Consider the following 20,162-nt stretch of genomic DNA (forward strand, 5'->3'; position numbering starts at 1 on the left):
CTCGCAGTAATTACTGGTGATCGTCGCCAATGCGTGTGTGTCGTATCAGGAAAAACCCTTAGGATCAGCGTATCGTTTAGGGTTTTTCAGCGGAGACTTCATTCGTGAACGCTTCACCGGCGCCGCAGCGCCCGAATGCCGACGCTAACGCAAACCAGGCCTCCGACGCAGCGTCCTATCTCGAACGCGGATCGCGCGCATACTGGCGAGCGTCGCTCGCGCTGCTGTTCGCCGGGTACGCGACGTTCTCGCTGCTGTACTGTGTGCAGCCGCTGCTTCCCGAGTTCACGAAGGCGTTCGGCGTCAGTCCGGCGGTGAGCGCACTCACAGTGTCGGTGAGCACTGCGGCGCTAGCGATCGCGATCTTCATCGCGGGATTCGTCTCGGAAAGCTGGAGCCGCCACCGATTGATGACGCTTTCGCTGCTTGCGTCGTCGGTGCTGACCGTCGCCGCCGCCGTGCTGCCCGATTGGCACGCGCTGCTCGTCGTGCGCGCGCTCGAAGGTTTCGCGCTCGGCGGCGTGCCCGCCGTCGCGATGGCGTATCTTGCGGAGGAAGTGCACCCGGAAGGCCTAGGGCTCGCGATGGGCCTGTATGTCGGCGGGACGGCCATCGGCGGGATGGCCGGGCGCGTCATCAGCGGCATCCTCGCGGATCTGTTCGGCTGGCGCGTCGCGATCGGCGGTATCGGGCTGCTTGGGTTGCTCGCCACGCTCGCGTTTCGCTCGCTCTTGCCGCCGTCGCGACGGTTCGAGCCTCGGCGCGGCGTCGGGTTTGCGCATCATCGGCGCTCGCTTGCCGGCCATCTGCGGCATGGCGGTTTGCCGTTTCTGTTTCTCATCGGCTTCGTGCTGATGGGCAGCTTCGTCACGCTCTACAACTACGTCGGCTACCGGCTGCTCGGCGCGCCGTTCCAACTGAATCAGACGCAGATCGGCGCGATCTTCACCGTGTATCTGACGGGCGTCGTTGCGTCGCCGTGGTCCGGCAAGATGGCCGATGTCTTCGGACGCGGCCGCGTGCTGATCGCGAGTCTCCTCTTGATGATGCTCGGCATTGCGCTGACTTTGTCGAACGCGTTGCCGGTGATCATCGGCGGGATCTCGTGCCTGACGTTCGGTTTCTTCGCCGGGCACGCGGTCGCGAGCGGCTGGGTCGGGCGGCTCGCCGCGCAGGCAAAAGGACAGGCGGCGGCGCTTTATCTGCTCGCGTATTACATCGGATCGAGCTTGATCGGATCGTATGGCGGCCACTTCTGGACCGCGTTCGGATGGGCGGGCGTCGCCGGGCTGATCGCCGCATTGCTGCTCGTCGGACTGGCGGGCGCGGCTTATCTGAACCGGCGCGAGCGCGCGACGGTCGCATGAAATTCGAAAGCCGGTTGAAATGAAACGAGACTAAGGGTTTTCCGCGTCCGCTTAAAAATGGGCGACCGCAAATCCTTGTTGCGCAAGGCTTTCACAAATCGCTGCGGTCTCCCATCGCACGAAGATCGGCCGACGCCTTCCACGGAGCGGCCTATACTCGAATCGTCGATGCAGCTTTTCAACGCGCGACGATCAGCAAGACGAAGGGAGACGCACTATGACGTACTTCACGATCGGCGACTTCATCCTGATCATCCCGATGGCGCTGGCTGGCGCGCTGTTCCTCGGGGCCATTCCCTGCGCGACGCATTTCAAGAACAACGCGCTGCGTGTCTTCGGCGCGCTGCTCGGCGTGCTCGCCGCCTTTCTGCTCGTCGAAGGCTTGCCGGCGCTGATTTAGCGAGCGCCCCTCGGGGGCGCGCTCGCTAAAAGCAGGCTGCTTTTACAGATACTCGCCGAGGAAGGTCAGCGTGCGTCCGTGCGCGAGCGCGGATGCCTTCGCGTTATACGACGCGCGGTCGCCGCAGTTGAAACCATGATCGGCCTGCGAGTAGACGTACAGCGCCGAATCCTGGCGGCCCGCGAACTTCTGGCGCACCGCGTCCACAGCATCGGGCGGAATGTGCGCGTCGAGTTCGCCGTAATGGAATTGCATCGGAACCTTCACCTGATCGGCCTTATCGAGCGCGTTCTGAATGCCGCCGCCGTAGTAGGCCACCGCCACATCCACCGAACCCTGCGCCGCCGCGAGATATGCGAGCCGGCCGCCGAAGCAATAGCCGATTGCCGCGATCTTGCCCGTCACTTCGGGCAGCGCGCGCAGCGCGTTCGCGGCTGCGCCGACATCGGCGACGGCGGCATCGAGCTGGGTCTTTTGCAGCAGTTCCATCGCCTTTTCGCGATCCGCGCCTTCGTAGCCCAGCTCGACGCGCGGCTGCGTGCGCCAGAAGACATCGGGCGCGAGCGCGACATAGCCATCGGCGGCGTACTGATCGGCGACGCTGCGAATGTGGGCATTCACGCCGAAGATCTCCTGCAGGATGATCACGGCAGGTCCGGTGCCGGTCTTGGGTAACGCGAGATAGCCCTGGAAGCTCTCGCCATCGGCGGGAATGTCGATCCAGCGGGAAGTTACGGATACGGTCACGTCGATACTCCTTGCGTATGTGAAATGGTCGGCCGGGTGAGTTTGCCAGCTTTCCCTTTCAGTCGCCCTGAACGCCGGCGCGCGGCTGGCATGCCGTTTGACGTGCGGACGGGTTTTAGAGCCTCCGATCTAAACGCAAGGTAAAAAGCAGCCTTAAAAGAACAGGCTAATGATGCCGGCGGGCGGGGATTATCGGCGGGTGCCCGTCAAACTTGAATGACGGCCAAACCTTCCGGCGCCGATAGCTCGGAAACCCGCATGTACTGGGCGTCTTCGCGCGACACCACCACAAACGGCGGCGCATCACAACTGGCCGTTAATCGGTAGTGACACCAGTATCTTAAAAAACTTCCCTAAATTAATTTGACAACCCTACACTTGCGCGCAGTGCGGATGGCGGCTGCCACGAACGGCCTGCCGGAAGGACTTGCCAAGTGCATGACGATGCATCCGGCGTGGTCGTCCACGGGACTGAGCGATCGTGATGAAAGACGGGGCACAGGGCGATTACGTTGTTTTTGGGACCGAAACTGGAGACTTACATGAACACCAAGCTTCACAAACTGTTGCCGATCAGCGCCGCAGCCGTGCTGTTCGCTACGTTGGCAACGTCCGCAGCAGCCGACCAGGTCGTCAAGATCGGTCACGTCGCTCCGCTGACCGGCGGCATTGCTCACCTGGGCAAGGATAACGAAAACGGCGCGCGGCTCGCAGTCGAAGAGATCAACGCCAAGGGTCTGACGATCGGCGGCCAGAAGATCACGCTGGAACTCGACGCGCAGGACGACGCAGCCGACCCGCGCACCGCCACGCAGGTGGCGCAGAAGCTGGTCGATGACAAGGTCGTCGGCGTCGTCGGTCACTTGAACTCCGGTACGTCCATTCCGGCTTCGAAGATTTACAGCGACGCGGGCATCGTCCAGATCTCCCCGTCGGCGACGAACCCGACCTACACGCAGCAAGGCTTCAAGACGACGTATCGCGTGGTCGCGACCGATGCGCAGCAAGGCCCGGCGCTCGCCAACTACGCGGCGAAGAGCCTGAAGGTGAAGACGGTTGCCGTGGTCGACGATTCGACCGCTTACGGCCAGGGTCTCGCGAACGAATTCGAGAAGACCGCCAAGTCGCTCGGCCTCAAGGTGATCTCGCACGACGCGACCAACGACAAGGCTGTCGACTTCCGCGCCATTCTGACCAAGATCAAGGGCGAAAACCCCGACGCCGTGATGTACGGCGGCATGGACGCGACCGGCGGCCCGTTCGCCAAGCAAGCCAAGCAGCTCGGCCTGCGCGCGAAGGTTCTCGCGGGCGACGGCGTCTGTACCGAAAAGCTGTCGGATCTGGCCGGCGACGCGACCGACAACGTCGTGTGCTCGGAAGCGGGCATGGCGCTCGAGAAGATGGACGGCGGCAAGCAGTTCGCGGACAAGTTCCAGAAGCGCTTCGGCCAGCCGATCCAGATCTACGCGCCGTTCACGTATGACGCGGTGTACATCATCGTCGACGCGATGAAGCGCGCCAACTCGACCGATCCGGCCAAGATCGTCGCCGCGATGCCGAACACGGACTACAAGGGCGTGATCGGCCAGACGACCTTCGATTCGAAGGGCGATCTGAAGCACGGCGTGATCTCGCTGTACAACTACAAGGGCGGCAAGAAGACGCTGCTCGACGTCGTAAAGATGTAAGCGACGCGGGACTTCGGTCTCGAAAAGCGCGCGGAGCCGAAAGGCCCGCGCGCTTTATATTTTCCAGCGCTTCAGAATGCGCGGCCCGATCACCGTGATGATCAGGCAGCACGCCGCCACGACGCACAGGCCGATTGGCAGCGTGCTGATCTGCGCGACGCCGCCGATCAGCACCGGCCCGAGCAGCAGGCCGAAGTACGCGAGGCCCGCGACCTGTGCAAGTCCTTCCGCCGCCGTCACGCCTTCGACGCGCGCCGCCGCCGCGAACAGCACCGGCATCATGTTCGCGAGACCGAGGCCCATCAGCGTGAAGCCGGTCATCGTGACGATGGTGTTCGGCAACAAGAGCGCCATCGCCATGCCGATGAATGCGAGACCCGCGCTGCCGAAGATCAGTTGCGGCGCGCCGAAACGCGCGCGCACGGCGTCGCCGCCGAATCGTCCGGCCGCCATGCCGCCGGAGAACGCCGCGTAGGCCGCGCTCGACACCGACGGCGTGGCCCCGACGATATCGCGCATATACACGGTGGCCCAGTCGTACATCGCGCCTTCCGCGATCAGCGCGATCAGCGCCAAACCGCCGAGTGCCCACAGCGCGCCCGAGCGCCAGCGATTCGACGACGACGCCTTCGCGTGCTCGTCGCGATGAGGGACGTGCGGCAGCACCGCGGGCATCGAAACGAGCAGGACGATGAGGCTCACGGCCGATGCCAGCGCGAGATGCGCGGCGGGTGCGAGCCCGTGCGCGAGGAGCGCGCCGCCCACCGCCGCGCCCGCCATCCCGCCGATGCTGAACATGCCGTGCAGCGAAGACATGATCGGACGCCCCAGCGCCTGCTCGACCGCGCTCGCTTCGGCGTTCATTGCGACGTCGAGCGTCGCCATGCCGAAGCCGAAGATCGCAAGCACGATCAGCAGCAGCCAATACGAAGGTGTCACGAGGATCAGCGAGCCGCAGAGCATCATCGTGATGCCGCCCGCCAGGCAGGCGGTGCGCGTGCCGGCGCGCGCGATCCACGATCCGGTCGTGAGCATCGCGAAGATCGAGCCGCCCGCGACGGCCAGCAGCGCGATCGAGAGCATGCCCGGGCTGAGCGCGAACTTGTCCCGCACGGTCGGCACGTGCACGCCCCACGACGCGTACATCATGCCCGCGATGAAGAATACGGCCATCGTCGCGTAGCGCGCGCGAACGCGCGTGGCACGCGGCAGGCTGCGATGCAGCGCGAGCGTCGGATTGGGATCGCAGGCGGCGGAGGCGGTAGTCGAGTCGGACACGAGAGAAGCCGTTTTAAAGTTGCGTGAAACGGGAGGGCGACCGGAAATGATGCCATCGGACGCGAAGGCTTTCGATTCTATCGAACGGCCAGGCGACACGCTCGGACACGCTGCATTACCATCGTCCGACGATCGACCAACGCACGAGACCCGGATGAACATTCCGCCGCAAGCGCCGCTCCATTTGCTGCATCGCGTGTCAGAAGGCACGCTCGCCACGCATTCGCGCGAGCCGCGCGGCTTTCCCTATCCGACAGCGCTGCCGTTCGCGCCCACCGCGCGCCACGTGCCGATGCTTCTCATCAGCCATCTCGCCGAGCACACGCGCAATCTTCACGCCGATGCGCGCGCCGGTTTTCTGGTCGCGCATGCAGCGGACGGCGGCGTGCTCGACGGTCAGCGCCTGACGATGCTCGGCAGTTTCGCGCCTGCGCGGCCCGAGGAAAGCGACGAGCTTGCGCGGCGTTATTTGCGCTATCACCCGGACGCGGCGCGTTATCTGGAACTCGGCGATTTCTCTTTCTGGGTGATGTCGCTGGAACGCATGCGGTTTATCGGCGGATTCGGCGCGATGGGATGGCTCGCCGGCGGCGAACTCGATTCGCTGCCGCCGGTTTGCGCAGCGGAGCAATCGTCGCTTTGCGAATATTTTGATGCGTACGACGGTCGGCCAGAGAATCTTCGCTTATTGGGGGTAGACCGGTACGGTTGCGATTTGCTACTTAACGGCACGCGCAATCGTTTTACATTCGATTACCCCAAACTGACGAACGAAGATTTGAAGGCGGCGCTCATCGATTGCTTTGAGCGGCAAGGCAAGATTTCACAGCGATAAATCCGAGTCGTTGCGGCCCGATTTCGCGTTGAGCGAACAGTTGGCTCAATGAATCCGGGCAAGTTGTCACGCCATGAAACTTTCCGGCGGATTTTATTGCCGTTGTTTTCATCCGATGCCACCACGCCGCCAGCGGCTCAATGAATCATGACTTTTTACATCGGATCAACAGCCGTTCGAAACTTCGGAATTTTCGGCAAATGTTACGAAGAAAGTTGCGAATCTTTTTATTAAGTGGCAATTCGCACATGCCGCAATAATGAGAACTGTGTTAATCTGCGTGCCAGTCCGAGGCTATACTGATAACTGAAAGCGAGCGCATTGATTCGCAAGTCAGCAAACCACTTAGGGAATTGCCATGCCGTCATACAAGGAACTCCTCGCACAACGCGAGTCTCTCGAACGTCAGATTGAAGAAGCGAAGTCGCGCGAATACGCCGAAGTGCTTAATGAGATCAAGCAGAAAATGGCGGATTATGGAATCACGCTTCAGGAACTGGCTGGCGGTCGAAGTGCAAAAGGCGCGAAGGCGGCACGCAGCCGTTCCGGCGTCGCGCCGAAATACCGCGATCCGGAAAGCGGCAGCACGTGGTCGGGCCGCGGCAAGCCGCCGAAGTGGATCGCCGGACAGGATCGGGACAACTTCCTGATCGGCAAGTAAGGTTGGAGCTGGATGAAGTCTAAAGGCCGCGTCGCATGACGCGGCCTTTTGTTTCTTATTCCGCGAACAGCCACGGCGGTTTTCAAAAGCGCCGCCACGTACCGGTTGATAAACTGGGTAGGTCAAAGGCCTGAGTTTAATTACATGCCGCTTTCAACTACACACGCTTCGGAAAAGCAGGAGGTCGCCCGAAGAACCACCTGGACGAGCATCGCGCTAAATAGCGGGCTAACCACGGCGCAACTCGTCGTAGGCTTTGTTGCGCACTCTCAGGCACTGATTGCCGATGGCGTTCATTCGCTGGCGGACATCGTGTCTGATTTTATCGTGCTGATTGCGAACAAGCATGCAGGCGCCGCGCCCGACGTAGATCATAACTACGGCCATAGCCGGTATGAAACGGTGGCGTCATTATTCCTCGGCGGATTACTCGTCGCGGTGGGCGTCGGAATGCTGTGGCGGGCAGGAACCCGAATCGTCAACCTTCAGGATATTCCGCCCGTAAAAGCGGGCGCGCTGGCGGTCGCGATAATCGTGCTCGTTTCCAAGGAAGCGCTCTTTCGCTATATGCTGCGCGCCGCTGAACGAGTTCGCTCGGCGATGCTCGTCGCAAATGCGTGGCATGCGCGGTCGGATGCCGCTTCTTCTTTGGTCGTCGCGCTCGGCATTATCGGAAGTTTGGCGGGATTTCGGGTTTTGGACCCGATCGCCGCCGCGCTGGTCGGATTCCTGATCGGCAAAATGGGATGGACGTTCGCGTGGGACGCATTACAAGATCTTTCAGATCGCGCACTCGATCAAACCACCACCGACGATTTGCGAACCATTTTGCTAACGACGCCCGGCGTGCGCGAAGTCCACGAATTCCGTACGCGCAAAATGGGCGATCTCGCCATCGTGGATGCGCACATACTCGTCGATCCGATGATTTCGGTTTCGGAAGGCCATTACATTGCCGAATCGGCGCGCGCGAACATGCTGGCCGACACGCGCGTCATCGACGCACTCATTCACGTCGATCCCGAACTCGATGAACTCAATCCGCTGCCAGGCAATTTTCCGTTGCGCTCAACGGTCAGCGACGCCGTGCGCGCGGCGTTCGCGCAACAGGGCTTGCTGGTCGAGACTCTGAACCTGCATTACCTGAGCAGCGGTTTCAACGTCGATGTCACGCTGCCCGCGCCGGGTGCAACGTACACGGCCGTGAAGCTGAAGTCGATAGATCTCGACGCGCTCAGGCGCAAGATCGGCGCGCGTGAGATTCACGTCGCGCAAGCGCTCGATCCCGCGCCTGCCTCGACGACGAAGCGCGCGATCGATACGCCACGCTGAACGCCGCTCAGAGCGGCAATTGCGTGTCGAACTTGATTTCGCGAAGCACGACGCTCGTTCGCACTTGCGCGACGGCAGGGATTTTGAAGATGCGGTCGTGCAGGAAGGCGTCGTACGCCTTGATATCCGGCGCGACGATCTTGAGGATGTAATCGGACTCGCCCGTCGTGCTGTAGCACTCGGTCACTTCCGGACAGGTGGCGATTTCGCGCTCGAATTGCTCGACGCCGCCCTCGGTGTGACGCGTCAGATGGATATGCGCGAGCGCGCAGACGTGAAGGCCGAGCTTCTCGCGGTCGAGCAGCGCCGTATAGCGCTGAATGACGCCCGATTGCTCCATGTCCTTGATACGGCGCCAGCACGGCGTGCTGGACAAGCCGACCTGGTCGGAAATTTCCTGAACGGAGCGCCGTGCGTCGAGCTGCAGAAGACGCAGGATTTTTTGTGAGAATGTATCGAGAGTCAACTGCGCCTCCGTTCGGTCGCGATTTGACTCTCATGGTAGAGGCGCCAGAAAAGAAACGCAATGCAATGCGGCCGCACTGAGGGAGTTTCCCTAACTCATCGGCTTGACTGCGCGGTTTTACCCTTCGGCGTCGTCGTTCGATTCTGCCGATGTCCGCGCCAGCGCCGCCTGCGACGCCCGCAGTTCCGCGAGCATGTTGCAAAAGAGCGCGCCTTGCTCGATTGCGTCGTCGAGCGCGACATGCGTGTGCGGCAGCTCGTCGAACCAATGTTTCGGCAGACGCGGCTTGATCGCCTTGCGGTACGGCAGGCCAGTCATCGCGAAGGCGAGCGTCTTGATGTCGAGCGCCGACCACGAGAACGGGCAGCGCTCAGCGAAACGCATCATGTACCAGAACATATAAGTGAAATCGAAACCCGCCGGATACGCGACGAACACCGGCTTGCCCGGCAGCGCCTCCACCCATTCGACATAAGCCGGCAGCGCGATCTCCGGCTTCTGCAGATCCTTTCGGCACGCGACCCACGCATCGGGCTGCGTTTTCCACCATGCGGCCTGAACCGGATGCGGCGCGGCGCCTTCCAATGTTTCGAGATTCGCGGAGAACGTGCCGATGAGCTGCTTGTCGGCCGTGAAGGCAGCCGACGCGAAGCTCAGCATGGAATGCGGGCCGGGAATCGGGCCATCGGCCTCGACGTCCGTGCTGACGTAAATTTCGGGAATCGCGTTCACGCTGTCACTCCGTCGCGCACGAACGGGTTGGTGCGCCGCTCCTCGCCGAATGTCGATGCCGGGCCGTGACCGGGAACGAAGGTGACGTCGTCGCCGAGCGGCCAGAGCTTTTCGCGGATCGACCGGATGAGCTCCGCATGATTGCCGCGCGGAAAATCCGTGCGGCCGATGGAACCGGCGAACAGTACATCGCCCACGAAGGCGAGCTTGTGTTCCCGGCTGAAGAACACGACGTGGCCCGGCGTGTGGCCCGGACAGAAGTAGACTTCCATCGACTCGTTGCCGAATTGCACGGTGTCGCCGTCGGCCAGCCAGCGTTCCGGCGTGAACGCCTCGGCGTTCGAGAATCCGAAGCGCTGCGTCTGCGCGGGCAACTGGTCGATCCAGAACGCGTCCTCACGATGCGGTCCTTCTATCTGTATACCGTAATGCGCGGCGAGCGCCTTGGCGCCACCGCAGTGATCGAGGTGGCCATGCGTCAGGAGAATCTTGTCGACGGTCACGCCTTGCCGTTCCACTTCCGCGATGATGCGTTCGATGTCGCCGCCCGGGTCCACGACGGCGGCGCGATTCGTCGCTTCGCAGATTGCGATGGAGCAGTTCTGCTGAAAAGGCGTCACGGGAACGAGAATGACTTTCATATGACTGTCGTCGGTGCACGCGGGCCTGTAAAAACGTTCATTGTACCGGCGCCATAACGCGTGCAACGATGTCGGTCTGCGTCCTCTAAATTCGCTACCGACCGGCAATTCTTACGACCATAGTGAAAATCAATGAGAGATTGATGGGTCCGGCGAGACGGACCGCTGTTTTTTTGTATAATGACACTACTTGTGCATGGAGCTAACCATGCCGTCAATAGGCGAATGCCGAAACGCTAGTGCGTTTTTACAATCGCTGTCAGTACGCTGTTCGGGGCCAAAAGCCTCGTACTTGCAACTCAAGCACCTTCAGTAGGTGCACACGTCTTGTCCGGCCAGACGCCGCGCGTCTGTCTGATGGCCTTTGCAGCCGTCATGCCGGATGAGGCCTACGCCGCCGTTCCTGCGCTCACAAAGATTTTCCAGCGCACGAACTGATGCCATGTTCGATGGCGGCTTGTGGGGTCTGGTCAGGCTGCCGGGGACAGGTTGCGCCAGACGTGAACAATAACCGGGCGTTTGCGGCACGAGTGCGCCGCATCCGAGCACAGTTTCGCCGTTCGCTTGACCGAGCGGCGTACTGCTTTGCACGGCAAAGCCTCGAGTAGTCATGCGCGCGCCGACCGGCGCAGCGCGGCTGCTCCTTTTATCGTAAACACGTCTATGAATGCTCGATTTATTCGACATGTCGGAAGCCTGCTAGCAGTCGGCGTGCTGGCGGGTTGCGCCGCGCCGGGTTCGGGCGATGTCGCAGCCAATCCTCAGAAGACAGACTCTCTGAGCACGAGCAATGCCCGCTCGCCGGCGCAGCTCGCGTTCGATTCGCACCTCTCCGCGCTTCCGGCCGACAAGCCGAGCCAGGCGCAATCGCTTTCGAGCGCCGAGCCGATCACGACCGGTCCGGACGCCGGCAACTTCGAACAGAAGGGCAAGGCGTCGTGGTACGGCCGCATGTTCCATGGCCGCAAGACCGCGAGCGGCGAGAAGTTCAACATGAACGCGATGACCGCGGCGCACCGCACGCTGCCGCTCGCGTCGTGGGTGCGCGTGACGAACGAGGCCAACCACAAGACGGTGGTCGTGAAGATCAACGATCGGGGTCCGTATGTGCGCGGGCGCGTGATCGACTTGTCGTACGCCGCCGCGGCGGTGCTCGGCATGCGCGGCGCCGGCACGCAGAAGGTGAAGATCGAAGGCCTCACGCAGCAGGAAGCGCGTGCGGCGCGCGAAGAGCAGGCGCAATCGCTTGCCGACGACAACAACGTGAACTGATCGCACGTCGCGCCTTGCAGAAATGGAACGGGCCGTCTTGCGACGGCCCGTTTGCTATTCCTCTTCGCTTTCGTCGAGCTTCGCGAGCTTGAGCGCGCGCTCGTACAGCGCGTTGCGCGATGCGCCCGTCAACGTCGCGGCGATGCGCGCCGCACTCTTCACCGACAACTCTTCCAGCAGCGTCGAGAGCAGCGCATCGTGCGCGTCGTCGGCGTCCTGCGCTTCGGGCGCGCCTTCCACCACCAGAACGAATTCCCCGCGCTGACGATTCGCGTCGGCTTCGAGCCACGTTGGCCCTTCGGCCAGGGTGCAGCGATGCAGGCTCTCATGTAACTTCGTCAGCTCACGAGCGATCAGCACTTGCCTGTCGCCGCCGAGCGCCTCGCCGAGCGCGCGCGTCGTTTCGACGATGCGATGCGGCGCCTCGTAGAACACCAGCGCCATCGGATGCTTCGCGAGCGTGCGCAGTTGCGTGGCGCGCTGCTTCGCCTTCGTCGGCAGGAAGCCGATGAACGAGAAGCCGCTCACCCACGCGCCCGCCGCGGAGAGCGCGGTCGTGAGCGCGCTCGCGCCTGGCAGCGGAATGACGGGCAGACCGGCGTCGCGTACGGCGTCGACGAGACGCGCGCCGGGATCGGAGATGCCGGGCGTGCCGGCGTCGGATACGCACGCGATGCGCTCGCCGTTCCTGAGATGCTCGATGACGCGTTCGGCGGCGCTGCGCTCGTTGTGCTCGTGCACGGCGATCGATGGCTTCGAGATGCCGTAGCGCGCGAGCAGTTGCGCGGTGTTGCGTGTGTCTTCGGCGGCGATGCGATCCGCGAGTTGCAACACATGCAGCGCGCGCACGGTGATGTCCGCCGCGTTGCCGATCGGCGTCGCGACCACATAGAGCGCGCTCGTCGGATAGTGCTGCCCGGCGGCGAGTTCGGAGATCTGAAGCATGAGCGCGGGCGTCGAAGGAAAGAACGTCATTTTGCCACGCGCGATCCGTATGGCTCGCCGACAACTTTTATGGAGGAGTCTTGTCCAAAACGCTCGGCGATGTTTTCGAGTCGCGTGCGCTGGAATTTCTGCAGCGGCAGCGCATGCGTCTCGTCGCGCGCAATGTGACGTGCCGGGGCGGCGAGATCGATCTCGTGATGCTCGATGCTTGCGGAGCGCTCGTGTTCGTCGAAGTTCGCGCGAGGAAGAGCAGGCGTTACGCGAATGCCGCCGCGAGTGTCGATGCGAGAAAGCGCGCCCGCCTCGTGCATGCCGCGCAGCATTTTCTCGCGACCTGGCGCGGCGCGTTGCCGGCGTGCCGCTTCGATGTCGTCGCGTTCGATACGGGTCGCGTGCACTGGCTGCCCGATGCGTTTCGCGCCGATGACGCATGAGCGAGGTTCGTCGCGTGATGCATGCGGTAAACTGCGCAACAACCGACGCTTTGAGCGTTCAAGCCACATACCGCCGCGCGCCGCGGCCGATGATCGAGAGTCGATGTCAATCGAACGTATTCAACAGCAATTCCGCGACAGCGCGGCACTCAAACTCGAAGCACTCGACGCGCTGGCGGTTCCGATCGCGGCCGCCGTCGACACGCTCTTCGGCGCACTCGCCAACGGCAACAAGATTCTCGTCTGCGGCAACGGCGGTTCCGCTGCCGATGCGCAACGCTTCGCCGCACAGCTGATCGGCCGCTTCGAGCGCGAGCGTCCGGGCTTGCCGGCCATCGCGTTGACGACCGATACGTCGATTCTCACGGCCATCGGCAATGACTATGCGTTCGAGCAGATCTTCTCGAACCAGGTCCGCGCGCTCGGCCAGTCGGGCGATGTGCTGCTTGCGATCAGCACGTCGGGCAACTCGGTCAACGTGCTCGCGGCGATTCAGGAAGCGCACGAGCGCGAGATGATCGTGATCGCGCTGTCCGGTAAGGGCGGCGGCGCGATGTCCGACGTACTCGCCGAAACCGATATTCACATCTGCGTGCCGTCCGATCGAACGGCGCGCATCCAGGAAGTCCATCTGCTGACCATTCATTGTCTGTGCGACGGCATCGATTCGATGCTGCTCGGCGACGACTGAAACTGAAAGGGGGAACGGAGTTGATGAACAAGACACGCGTCAAGGCGACGCTGGCCCAAGCCACGCTCGTGGTGAGCATGTTGTCGGGAGTCGCATTGACGTTGCAGGGCTGTGCGCTCGCAGTCGTCGGCGCGGCGGCCGGCGGCACGTTGATCGCCACGGATCGCCGCACGCTCGGTGCGCAGACCGAAGACCGCGAGATTCAGGTGAAGGCGCTTTCGCGGATCAACGACAATCTGCCCGATACGGCGCATGTCAACGTGACCGTGTTCAACCGGCGCGTGCTGCTGACCGGCGAGGTGCCCGACGAGGCGTCGAAGCAGAAGGCCGAAGCCGTCGTGCGCGACATCAATAACGTGGGCAGCATCGTCAACGAACTGGCGATTCAGGGCGCGAGTTCGATCTCGTCGCGCGCGAACGACTCGTATCTTGAGACTCGTGTGAAGACCGCGATGGTCGGCGAGAAGGACTTGCGCGCGAACTACTACAAGGTGGTGTGTGAGCGCAGCGTCGTTTATCTGATGGGTCTCGTCACGACGGACGAAGGCGCGCATGGCGCGGATGTCGCCGCGCGCGTGCCGGGCGTGGAGCAGGTCGTGAAGGTGTTCCAGTACATCAAGCCTGAAGAGGCACAAGCGCTGGAAGCGGCAGCTGCATCCGATGCGAGCGCGGTTTCTGCGGCGAGCTCCCCCGCTCCTGCCGATGCGACGGTCGGCACTGTGCCCGATTCGGGCGTGACGTCGCGTCCGCTCGATATGCAGTCGCCCGCGCCCGTGAAGAACTCGGATGTGCATCCGGGTAATCCTAACCCGGGTCCTGCGGCGAAATGAGTACGGCGCGTCTGATTGTCGGCGCGGTGTTGATCGCGGCGTCTTTTGGTGCGTTCGCGGCGGAGCAGCCGGGTTCATCGGCGAATGCGATTGCGATTGCGCGAAGCAATGCGTGCATGGGGTGTCATGCGATCGATCGCAAGCTCGTGGGACCGTCGTTTCAGCAGGTCGCCGAGAAGTACAAGGGCGATCCGCAGGCGGGCGCGAAGCTTGAGAAGAAGGTGAAGAATGGTGGTGCGGGCGTGTGGGGCTCCATTCCGATGCCGTCGCATCCCAGGATGAACGATGCGGATATCAAGGCGGTCGTCGCGTGGGTTCTGGCGGGGGCGCCACAGAAGTAAGCGCGTGTCGAATCGTCCGGGGGCTTGCTTGTCGCCGGTTTGGCTGTGATACAATTTCGGTTCGTTGGGGGGGTAGCTCAGCTGGGAGAGCGTCGCGTTCGCAATGCGAAGGTCGGGAGTTCGATCCTCCTCCTCTCCACCAAAAGTTTCAATAATAACAACGCACTACGTCTTGCGATGTACGTTGTTTTGCATTCGGAAGCAGGTTTTGGCACATCGTGTGTGCCAAATTTGTGCCAATCGGCAACGCTCGCGCCACGACCCTGCGTCTTCCGGGCTGCGATCAAGTGCGCACGTATGCTCAGCATCCTTCGATTCGTTGTATGATTTATCCGCGAGCCGATTACATCGGCAGCAGACGGCTGGCACCGTCTTTCATCAATCGCGCGCGGAGAGAGTATCCGGCCGGGTTTCTTGTCGACCCGCCGTGGGATCTCTTTGATGAAAGAACTGATCACGGTCGAGCAGCTGTCCGCCTATCTGCACAAGTCCGTTGCGAGCATCCGAAGCGATGCGACCCGCAATCCACAATCTCTTCCTCCTATCTGTCGTCTTCCGAGCACCAAGCGCCTACTCTGGCGTGTTGAGGACGTTGAACGCTGGCTAGCCTCGCATGTCGAGGGTATCTCTCGACCCGTGGCCTCGGTGGTCGCGGAAGATTCGCGATCGCGCCGAGGCCGGCCTACCAAGGCTGAGCAGATTGCACGACAGCGGAGCCAACATCATAAGCAATCCGGCATCCGATCCTCGTCCGACGAAGTCGCGGCCGAGGTGTAAGCCATGCAAGCATTCATCGTCGAGGCGACGCCGCTGGCGTCGCCTGGCGGTGCTTGCGATGCGTCCGCATCGACGCACTCGCGCCTTGCACCGCACAGGCATCAGCAACGAGATTTCTTCGTTGCTGACATTCTCGATGCTTCACCGAAGGACGACGTGGCAAGCATGGAGCACCCCTTATTCGCTTTACGCGCCGGTGACCGGCGTGTACGAATGTACGAGCGAAACGGGACTACGGTAACAGTAAAACCTGGGATCGACGGCTGCGCGACGATTCATGACAAAGACCTATGGATCTACTGCATCAGCCAGTTGGTTGAGGCGAAGAACCGTGGCCGCGAGATTGCACGCACCGTACGTTTCACTGCCTACGACTTTCTGCACACGACAAATCGCGACGCCAGCGGCCGTGCCTATATCCGCATGGGAGAGATGCTCGCACGACTCACCGGCACGCGCATCGAAACCAACATCGAGACGGCGGGTAAGCGCGAACGCGGGTTCTTCGGATTGATCGATTCGGCCAAGGTCGTTGAACGCGACGGCGATAACCGCATGGTGGCCGTGGAAGTGACCTTGCCAGACTGGCTGTTTCGCAGCGTGGACGCTATGCACGTGCTAACCCTGTCACCAGACTACTTCCGCCTGCGCAAGCCTCTTGACCGGCGCATATACGAACTCGCCCGCAAGCACTGTGGCAGGCAACCGACCTGGAAGCCTAGTATCGCCACGCTGCATGAGAAGAGCGGCAGTGCCGACAAGCTATTCAAATTTCGGGCGGCTATCAAGGCGCTGGCCGCCTCCGGCGAGCTACCTGACTACCGCATGGCCTATGACCCTAAGGCCGACGCGGTAGCGTTCTACGCTAACGGCCCGAAAGGCTACCGAGCTGAAATCGCGGCTATCGTGAAGGGGCTGCCTCCCACCTCGGCCAAGGCTCGTGAGAAGGCATGTGTTCGCAAGCGAGGTGGGCCCAAATGTCCGGCAAACTACGTGCGTACCGTTGTGGATAACTTAATCTGACCTGTGAATTATCACGTGCCTTTAGGGATGCAGCGCTGTGGCTTGCCACGTGCTTTTGGGGATGCGCCTCCTCGTGCTTTTAAGGATGAGCACGTCCCGAATCGCCTTGTACGGCAAGGGTTTCAAAAACCGTAACGCGCGCGCGCGATATAACTCTATATAAAACCTTTAACGTTCCGCCGACGCTCTTCGCGCGGTAGCACAAGCAAGTAGTCGTTGCGTTGTGCTACCGCGCTCGCCCCTCAACTTGTCCCTCATCTGTCAAGAAGCTTCGTTTCGGTAACCGAAGTTTTCGTTCATCCGCCCTGCGCGTGGGTCTCGCCGCTACATCGAAGAGTCGTCGCCGAATGCATTTCATTGACACTTGAGGGACGCGAGCAGCGGAATTTTAGCCGCTAAATTTCTCGGCACGTTCAATGGACCCAATCCAGCCGAAAAGCGAGGACATTCCATCGCGCCTCGGCCGGTGCCCACGCTATCTCCATATCGGGCCGCGAGACGATCCAGTTCGTGAGCTCCGCATCAACAGCTTGTTTGACGCCAAGATGGGAGAGCTCCTGCTGTACGTGGTCGTTATCCAGACAGAGCCGCAGGCATCGGCAAATTCCCTCGCCATCGAGACCAACGGGAACGATGGCCTCGACCTCTTGGTGCAGCCGGTATAAGGCAACTGCCTTCGCCAAATATGCAAGGGCAACGGGCGCACGATCACGCTCGGCCAGTAGCATATCGGCCTCGAATTCTGCGAGCACCATATCAAGCGTTCGCCACTCTTTCAGCTCGCCGGATAGTATCGACTGCAACTCGTCCAGCCGTCCCCACATCGCTTTCCACAGATCTGCCGGGCCGTTCTCATGCAGGACATCCGCGTCGGCGTCGAGGCGCGTCAGCAGCGCTCTTTGTTGTGCGGACAGCGGCTTTTCTCCGCTGAAGTTCGGCCGCCACTTTCCGGACTGTTGGGTCAGCATGCCAACCTTATCGTCAAAGCGCGCTGCGAATTGGTGTGGGTTCTCTGCCCCCACGCGAGCAGCGAGTATGTGCAGGAGCGCAGCCGCGCGCATGCCGCCTTGCCGTTTTTCTGAATCGCTTCGTGCAGGTCGCGCCATAGGTCTTTAAACCCTAGTAAGAAAACGCCTGATTATTCGCAATGCAATTCTATTCCTGCTTGCCCAAGAATTCATGCAACAACGTCAATCAACCGGAATCAAGCCCAGTGTGTGAGTTCAATGTTCGACATCTTGAAAGAGCGGTACGGCGCTGTCATGACTCTCGAGCAATTGGCCGCGACATTAAGCCGGAAACCAGAAGGCTTGCGAATGGCCCTGCTGAAGTCGAAGAGCGAATGGGCGCGATCTCTCAATGCCCAGAAGGTTTACATCGGCCGCCGCATGTACTTTCCCACCGAGGCAGTCGCGCGCCTGTTCGATGCAGGAATCGCAACGGAAGGGGAGCGACGTGATGAAGCGAATGTCGATCGAAGTATCCGAGGAGACGGCGGCAAATCTTCGTGAGCTGACTATTCGCTGTACGCGGTCGAACAAGATGCGAGAAGGATTCACAAGTCACGGCGATCTGACGCCTTCAACGTTGCTGGCGATGCTTGCGGAAGATGCCGGCATGGTGATCAGCCGCCCGGGAAGTTGGGAAGGTGCGAACGTGGCTCAGGTGCTGTCGTCGCACGGCTACGAGGTTTGAAGCTATGAAATCGCTGTCGGAACGAATTGCGGAGCGCGCCTTGAGGCAGTCCATTGGACGAAATGCAAGAAACCGCGCAGCGTTTCTTCTTATGCGCACCGAAATTCAAGCAGCCATCGATGACGGGCATTCACTGATGAGCATCTGGGAGGCACTGGTAGAGGAAGGACACATCCGCTACGGCTACCAGGCTTTCCGCAGATACGCCGGCGAGTTGACGCGCAATCAGGAAATGGCTCGGTAATGGTCAGCGACCTTGCTGCATTCGGCCATTGCCTTCCTGGAGTCGAACAAGACATGTCCTTTTTCGACCAATGCGGTATTCGCACGTTGTTCTTTCGATCAATCGAAAAAAAGCAGCCAAATGCAACGTTTTCGACAGGGGGGACACGCTTCGTTGCAGACCTTCCCCCGAAAAATACAGAGTCAATCTCGGGGCAGGATAGGTGAAGTTAGCTAACCGGCAAGCCGGCTATCTATCTTCACTCCCCTTATTCGCGCCCTCGGCGCTCAACGGGAATCCTGCTCTGCGAGGCAGCGGCTACCGCCGATTAGTGCCGGTTCACACCGGCTTGGAGAAGCGATGAACGACGAGAAAAAGATGACAACGCGCAAGCATGGTCGTCACCTCCGCGTGCCCGTCTTGCCCGACGAAGAGGCAGCAATAAAGCGCAACGCGGCGGCCACTGGCTTGAGCATCGCCGCCTACTTGCGCAACGTGGGTGTGGGCTATGAGGTTCGCGGCATCCTCGATCTCGTTCAGGTCCAAGATTTGGCCCGAGTCAATGGCGACCTCGGTCGCCTCGGTGGCCTGTTGAAGCTCTGGCTGACGAACGACGAGCGGACGGCCGGATTCACACCAGCGACCATCCGCGCCCTGCTGGCGAAGATCGAGACCACGCAGGACGAATTGCGGGCTGTCATGAGTCGAATAGTGCACGGATGAATTTTTTGGCCGCTAAAACGAGCACCGGACGCTACTGATGTTCGGTTCGCGGCGCGGCGTCTCACAAATCGAAGGAGAAACAAGATGCGTAGAGCAACGCGCCAGGCCGCCAAGATGGCATTGGCTATCGGAATCACAGCAGCATTCGGTGGCCCGGTACACGCCGGCATCCCCGTTATCGACGCGACGAACGTTGTTCAAACGACGATCAGTGCCATGCAAAACGTGGCTGCGGTCACGAAACAGATTCAGCAGTACGAGACGCAGTTGCAGCAATACCAAAACATGCTGCAAAACACGCTCGCGCCGGCTGCCTACGTGTGGGATCAGGCAAACCAGACCATCAGCAAGCTCCTGCAAGCACAGGACACGCTGAACTACTACAAGAACCAGGCTGGGAGCATCGACGGGTATCTGTCGCGTTACCAAGACGTGGCCTATTACCGCTCGTCGCCGTGCTTCACCTCGACTGGTTGCACAGACGCGCAGCGGCAAGCATTGCTTGATGCGCAAGCGAACGGCTCTGAGGCGCAAAAAAAGGCGAACGATGCCGTATTGAAGGGCGTCGATCAGCAGCAACAAACGCTTGCGACAGACGCCGCGAACCTTCGCCAGTTGCAGTCACAAGCGACGAGTGCGCAGGGACAAATGCAGGCGCTGCAGGCAGCGAACCAGCTCGCTAGCGCGCAGACAAACCAGCTCATGCAAATCCGGGGCATGCTGACAGCGCAGGCAACAGCGGCCGCCACCCGCGCGCAGGTGATTGCAGATCGAGAGGCTCAGCAGGCGGCATCGGCAAAGCAGCTTCGTGATGGCAGCAACATCACCACCCCGACACCGAAAAACTGGAGCTTCCAATAAGGGGGCGACGATGAAATTCATTATCTCGCTCTCATTGATCGGGCTCCTTGCAGGCTGCAATGACAAGAGCACCCAGACCGATTCCCAGCGGGCTGCCGCCGCGAAACAACTGCATGATGGCAGCAACATCGTCACCCCGTCTCCAAAAAACTGGTCATGGGGCGATACGCCGTCACAACCGCAGAAAAGCGATCAATGAC

24 protein-coding genes and 1 tRNA gene are annotated in these 20,162 nt (G+C 61.2%); 18 read left to right on the plus strand and 7 right to left on the minus strand.

The features are described from left to right. The first annotated feature begins 104 nt into the window (after positions 1–104). Together NCS28_RS13965 and NCS28_RS13970 are read left to right on the plus strand one after the other, a co-directional pair. Entirely contained in the window at positions 105–1,367 is a 1,263-nt protein-coding gene (locus NCS28_RS13965; RefSeq protein ID WP_250514356.1) for an MFS transporter, read from the plus strand. Positions 1,368–1,584: 217 nt separating this feature from the next. Continuing rightward, the gene (locus NCS28_RS13970; RefSeq protein ID WP_016346751.1) at positions 1,585–1,767 is read left to right on the plus strand and encodes a hypothetical protein; all 183 of its coding nucleotides are present in this window, start codon (positions 1,585–1,587) and stop codon (positions 1,765–1,767) included. Positions 1,768–1,809: 42 nt separating this feature from the next. Here NCS28_RS13970 and NCS28_RS13975 read toward each other — a convergent pair whose 3' ends face one another. Continuing rightward, the gene (locus NCS28_RS13975) at positions 1,810–2,514 is read right to left on the minus strand and encodes a dienelactone hydrolase family protein (RefSeq protein WP_250514357.1); all 705 of its coding nucleotides are present in this window, start codon (positions 2,512–2,514) and stop codon (positions 1,810–1,812) included. Between the two features lie 542 nt (positions 2,515–3,056). Here NCS28_RS13975 and NCS28_RS13980 point away from each other — a divergent pair. After that, positions 3,057–4,202 carry a branched-chain amino acid ABC transporter substrate-binding protein gene (locus NCS28_RS13980; RefSeq protein WP_250477250.1) on the plus strand — a complete coding sequence of 382 codons (1,146 nt, stop codon included), beginning with the start codon at positions 3,057–3,059 and terminating at the stop codon, positions 4,200–4,202. Positions 4,203–4,256: 54 nt separating this feature from the next. Here NCS28_RS13980 and NCS28_RS13985 read toward each other — a convergent pair whose 3' ends face one another. Continuing rightward, positions 4,257–5,480: an MFS transporter gene (locus NCS28_RS13985; RefSeq protein ID WP_250514358.1), complete on the minus strand. Its 1,224-nt coding sequence runs from the start codon at positions 5,478–5,480 to the stop codon at positions 4,257–4,259. Between the two features lie 154 nt (positions 5,481–5,634). Here NCS28_RS13985 and NCS28_RS13990 point away from each other — a divergent pair, with 154 nt between their 5' ends. The 3 genes from NCS28_RS13990 (at position 5,635) to NCS28_RS14000 (ending at position 8,308) form a co-directional block, all read left to right on the plus strand. Further along, a complete protein-coding gene (locus NCS28_RS13990; protein ID WP_250514359.1) occupies positions 5,635–6,315 on the plus strand; it encodes a HugZ family pyridoxamine 5'-phosphate oxidase in 681 nt (226 codons plus the stop codon). A gap of 358 nt (positions 6,316–6,673) precedes the next feature. Further along, positions 6,674–6,976, plus strand: a complete 303-nt coding sequence (locus NCS28_RS13995; protein WP_061158677.1) for an H-NS histone family protein — start codon at positions 6,674–6,676, stop codon at positions 6,974–6,976. Between the two features lie 144 nt (positions 6,977–7,120). Beyond that, positions 7,121–8,308: a cation diffusion facilitator family transporter gene (locus tag NCS28_RS14000; protein ID WP_250514429.1), complete on the plus strand. Its 1,188-nt coding sequence runs from the start codon at positions 7,121–7,123 to the stop codon at positions 8,306–8,308. A gap of 7 nt (positions 8,309–8,315) precedes the next feature. Here the strand turns inward: NCS28_RS14000 and NCS28_RS14005 are convergent, their stop codons facing one another. The 3 genes from NCS28_RS14005 to NCS28_RS14015 all read right to left on the minus strand — a co-directional run bounded on the left by NCS28_RS14005 (position 8,316) and on the right by NCS28_RS14015 (position 10,147). Beyond that, positions 8,316–8,774 (minus strand): Lrp/AsnC family transcriptional regulator, encoded by a 459-nt coding sequence (locus NCS28_RS14005; protein ID WP_008352298.1) that lies wholly within the window; start codon positions 8,772–8,774, stop codon positions 8,316–8,318. A 117-nt stretch (positions 8,775–8,891) separates the two neighbouring features. Continuing rightward, the gene (locus NCS28_RS14010; protein ID WP_250514360.1) at positions 8,892–9,506 is read right to left on the minus strand and encodes a 3'-5' exonuclease family protein; all 615 of its coding nucleotides are present in this window, start codon (positions 9,504–9,506) and stop codon (positions 8,892–8,894) included. Then, a complete protein-coding gene (locus NCS28_RS14015; protein ID WP_250514361.1) occupies positions 9,503–10,147 on the minus strand; it encodes an MBL fold metallo-hydrolase in 645 nt (214 codons plus the stop codon). Before NCS28_RS14015 ends, NCS28_RS14010 begins: the two co-directional genes overlap by 4 nt. A 663-nt stretch (positions 10,148–10,810) precedes the next feature. Here NCS28_RS14015 and NCS28_RS14020 point away from each other — a divergent pair. Then, the gene (locus tag NCS28_RS14020; protein ID WP_250514362.1) at positions 10,811–11,419 is read left to right on the plus strand and encodes a septal ring lytic transglycosylase RlpA family protein; all 609 of its coding nucleotides are present in this window, start codon (positions 10,811–10,813) and stop codon (positions 11,417–11,419) included. 54 nt (positions 11,420–11,473) lie between these two features. On the opposite strand, the gene rsmI is transcribed toward NCS28_RS14020, so the two are convergent. Beyond that, positions 11,474–12,364, minus strand: coding sequence for a 16S rRNA (cytidine(1402)-2'-O)-methyltransferase (rsmI, locus tag NCS28_RS14025; protein WP_250514430.1), 891 nt, complete (start codon positions 12,362–12,364; stop codon positions 11,474–11,476). A gap of 80 nt (positions 12,365–12,444) precedes the next feature. On the opposite strand from rsmI, the gene NCS28_RS14030 reads away from it, so the two are divergent. From NCS28_RS14030 to NCS28_RS14055, 6 genes are all read left to right on the plus strand, one after another. Then, positions 12,445–12,798, plus strand: coding sequence for a YraN family protein (locus tag NCS28_RS14030; protein WP_250514363.1), 354 nt, complete (start codon positions 12,445–12,447; stop codon positions 12,796–12,798). 103 nt (positions 12,799–12,901) lie between these two features. Next, positions 12,902–13,489, plus strand: a complete 588-nt coding sequence (locus tag NCS28_RS14035; RefSeq protein ID WP_250514364.1) for a phosphoheptose isomerase — start codon at positions 12,902–12,904, stop codon at positions 13,487–13,489. Between the two features lie 23 nt (positions 13,490–13,512). After that, the gene (locus NCS28_RS14040; RefSeq protein ID WP_250514365.1) at positions 13,513–14,319 is read left to right on the plus strand and encodes a BON domain-containing protein; all 807 of its coding nucleotides are present in this window, start codon (positions 13,513–13,515) and stop codon (positions 14,317–14,319) included. Then, positions 14,316–14,660, plus strand: a complete 345-nt coding sequence (locus NCS28_RS14045) for a c-type cytochrome (protein ID WP_250514366.1) — start codon at positions 14,316–14,318, stop codon at positions 14,658–14,660. The genes NCS28_RS14040 and NCS28_RS14045 overlap by 4 nt, the downstream gene beginning before the upstream one ends. Before the next feature lie 66 nt (positions 14,661–14,726). After that, a tRNA-Ala gene (locus NCS28_RS14050) sits at positions 14,727–14,802 on the plus strand. A 638-nt stretch (positions 14,803–15,440) separates the two neighbouring features. Beyond that, positions 15,441–16,460 carry a replication initiator protein A gene (locus NCS28_RS14055; protein ID WP_250514367.1) on the plus strand — a complete coding sequence of 340 codons (1,020 nt, stop codon included), beginning with the start codon at positions 15,441–15,443 and terminating at the stop codon, positions 16,458–16,460. A gap of 413 nt (positions 16,461–16,873) precedes the next feature. Here NCS28_RS14055 and NCS28_RS14060 read toward each other — a convergent pair whose 3' ends face one another. Further along, positions 16,874–17,428: a hypothetical protein gene (locus tag NCS28_RS14060; RefSeq protein ID WP_250514368.1), complete on the minus strand. Its 555-nt coding sequence runs from the start codon at positions 17,426–17,428 to the stop codon at positions 16,874–16,876. A 258-nt stretch (positions 17,429–17,686) separates the two neighbouring features. On the opposite strand from NCS28_RS14060, the gene NCS28_RS14065 reads away from it, so the two are divergent. From NCS28_RS14065 to NCS28_RS14085, 5 genes are all read left to right on the plus strand, one after another. After that, positions 17,687–17,971, plus strand: a complete 285-nt coding sequence (locus NCS28_RS14065) for a hypothetical protein (protein ID WP_250514369.1) — start codon at positions 17,687–17,689, stop codon at positions 17,969–17,971. Between the two features lie 188 nt (positions 17,972–18,159). Further along, positions 18,160–18,399 (plus strand): TraK family protein, encoded by a 240-nt coding sequence (locus tag NCS28_RS14070; RefSeq protein WP_250514370.1) that lies wholly within the window; start codon positions 18,160–18,162, stop codon positions 18,397–18,399. A 339-nt stretch (positions 18,400–18,738) separates the two neighbouring features. Then, positions 18,739–19,101 carry a conjugal transfer transcriptional regulator TraJ gene (traJ, locus tag NCS28_RS14075; RefSeq protein ID WP_133792381.1) on the plus strand — a complete coding sequence of 121 codons (363 nt, stop codon included), beginning with the start codon at positions 18,739–18,741 and terminating at the stop codon, positions 19,099–19,101. Positions 19,102–19,185: 84 nt separating this feature from the next. Further along, entirely contained in the window at positions 19,186–19,962 is a 777-nt protein-coding gene (trbJ, locus tag NCS28_RS14080; RefSeq protein WP_284504847.1) for a P-type conjugative transfer protein TrbJ, read from the plus strand. Between the two features lie 10 nt (positions 19,963–19,972). After that, positions 19,973–20,161: a hypothetical protein gene (locus NCS28_RS14085; RefSeq protein ID WP_250514371.1), complete on the plus strand. Its 189-nt coding sequence runs from the start codon at positions 19,973–19,975 to the stop codon at positions 20,159–20,161. Position 20,162: the final 1 nt, after the last annotated feature.

The organism is Caballeronia sp. INDeC2 (assembly GCF_023631325.1).
Lineage (GTDB): Bacteria > Pseudomonadota > Gammaproteobacteria > Burkholderiales > Burkholderiaceae > Caballeronia.

Excerpts from the sequence above, each read along its gene's own strand:
- NCS28_RS14035 (WP_250514364.1), top strand. The coding sequence starts at position 12,902 with ATGTCAATCGAACGTATTCAACAGCAATTCCGCGACAGCGCGGCACTC.
- NCS28_RS14000 (WP_250514429.1), top strand. The coding sequence starts at position 7,121 with ATGCCGCTTTCAACTACACACGCTTCGGAAAAGCAGGAGGTCGCCCGA.
- NCS28_RS13970 (WP_016346751.1), top strand. The coding sequence starts at position 1,585 with ATGACGTACTTCACGATCGGCGACTTCATCCTGATCATCCCGATGGCG.
- rsmI (WP_250514430.1), bottom strand. The coding sequence starts at position 12,364 with ATGCTTCAGATCTCCGAACTCGCCGCCGGGCAGCACTATCCGACGAGC.
- NCS28_RS14015 (WP_250514361.1), bottom strand. The coding sequence starts at position 10,147 with ATGAAAGTCATTCTCGTTCCCGTGACGCCTTTTCAGCAGAACTGCTCC.
- traJ (WP_133792381.1), top strand. The coding sequence starts at position 18,739 with ATGAACGACGAGAAAAAGATGACAACGCGCAAGCATGGTCGTCACCTC.
- NCS28_RS13995 (WP_061158677.1), top strand. The coding sequence starts at position 6,674 with ATGCCGTCATACAAGGAACTCCTCGCACAACGCGAGTCTCTCGAACGT.
- NCS28_RS14040 (WP_250514365.1), top strand. The coding sequence starts at position 13,513 with ATGAACAAGACACGCGTCAAGGCGACGCTGGCCCAAGCCACGCTCGTG.
- NCS28_RS14045 (WP_250514366.1), top strand. The coding sequence starts at position 14,316 with ATGAGTACGGCGCGTCTGATTGTCGGCGCGGTGTTGATCGCGGCGTCT.
- NCS28_RS13980 (WP_250477250.1), top strand. The coding sequence starts at position 3,057 with ATGAACACCAAGCTTCACAAACTGTTGCCGATCAGCGCCGCAGCCGTG.
- trbJ (WP_284504847.1), top strand. The coding sequence starts at position 19,186 with ATGCGTAGAGCAACGCGCCAGGCCGCCAAGATGGCATTGGCTATCGGA.
- NCS28_RS14055 (WP_250514367.1), top strand. The coding sequence starts at position 15,441 with ATGCAAGCATTCATCGTCGAGGCGACGCCGCTGGCGTCGCCTGGCGGT.
- NCS28_RS14060 (WP_250514368.1), bottom strand. The coding sequence starts at position 17,428 with ATGCTGACCCAACAGTCCGGAAAGTGGCGGCCGAACTTCAGCGGAGAA.
- NCS28_RS14070 (WP_250514370.1), top strand. The coding sequence starts at position 18,160 with ATGAAATCGCTGTCGGAACGAATTGCGGAGCGCGCCTTGAGGCAGTCC.
- NCS28_RS14065 (WP_250514369.1), top strand. The coding sequence starts at position 17,687 with ATGTTCGACATCTTGAAAGAGCGGTACGGCGCTGTCATGACTCTCGAG.
- NCS28_RS14020 (WP_250514362.1), top strand. The coding sequence starts at position 10,811 with ATGAATGCTCGATTTATTCGACATGTCGGAAGCCTGCTAGCAGTCGGC.
- NCS28_RS14085 (WP_250514371.1), top strand. The coding sequence starts at position 19,973 with ATGAAATTCATTATCTCGCTCTCATTGATCGGGCTCCTTGCAGGCTGC.
- NCS28_RS13990 (WP_250514359.1), top strand. The coding sequence starts at position 5,635 with ATGAACATTCCGCCGCAAGCGCCGCTCCATTTGCTGCATCGCGTGTCA.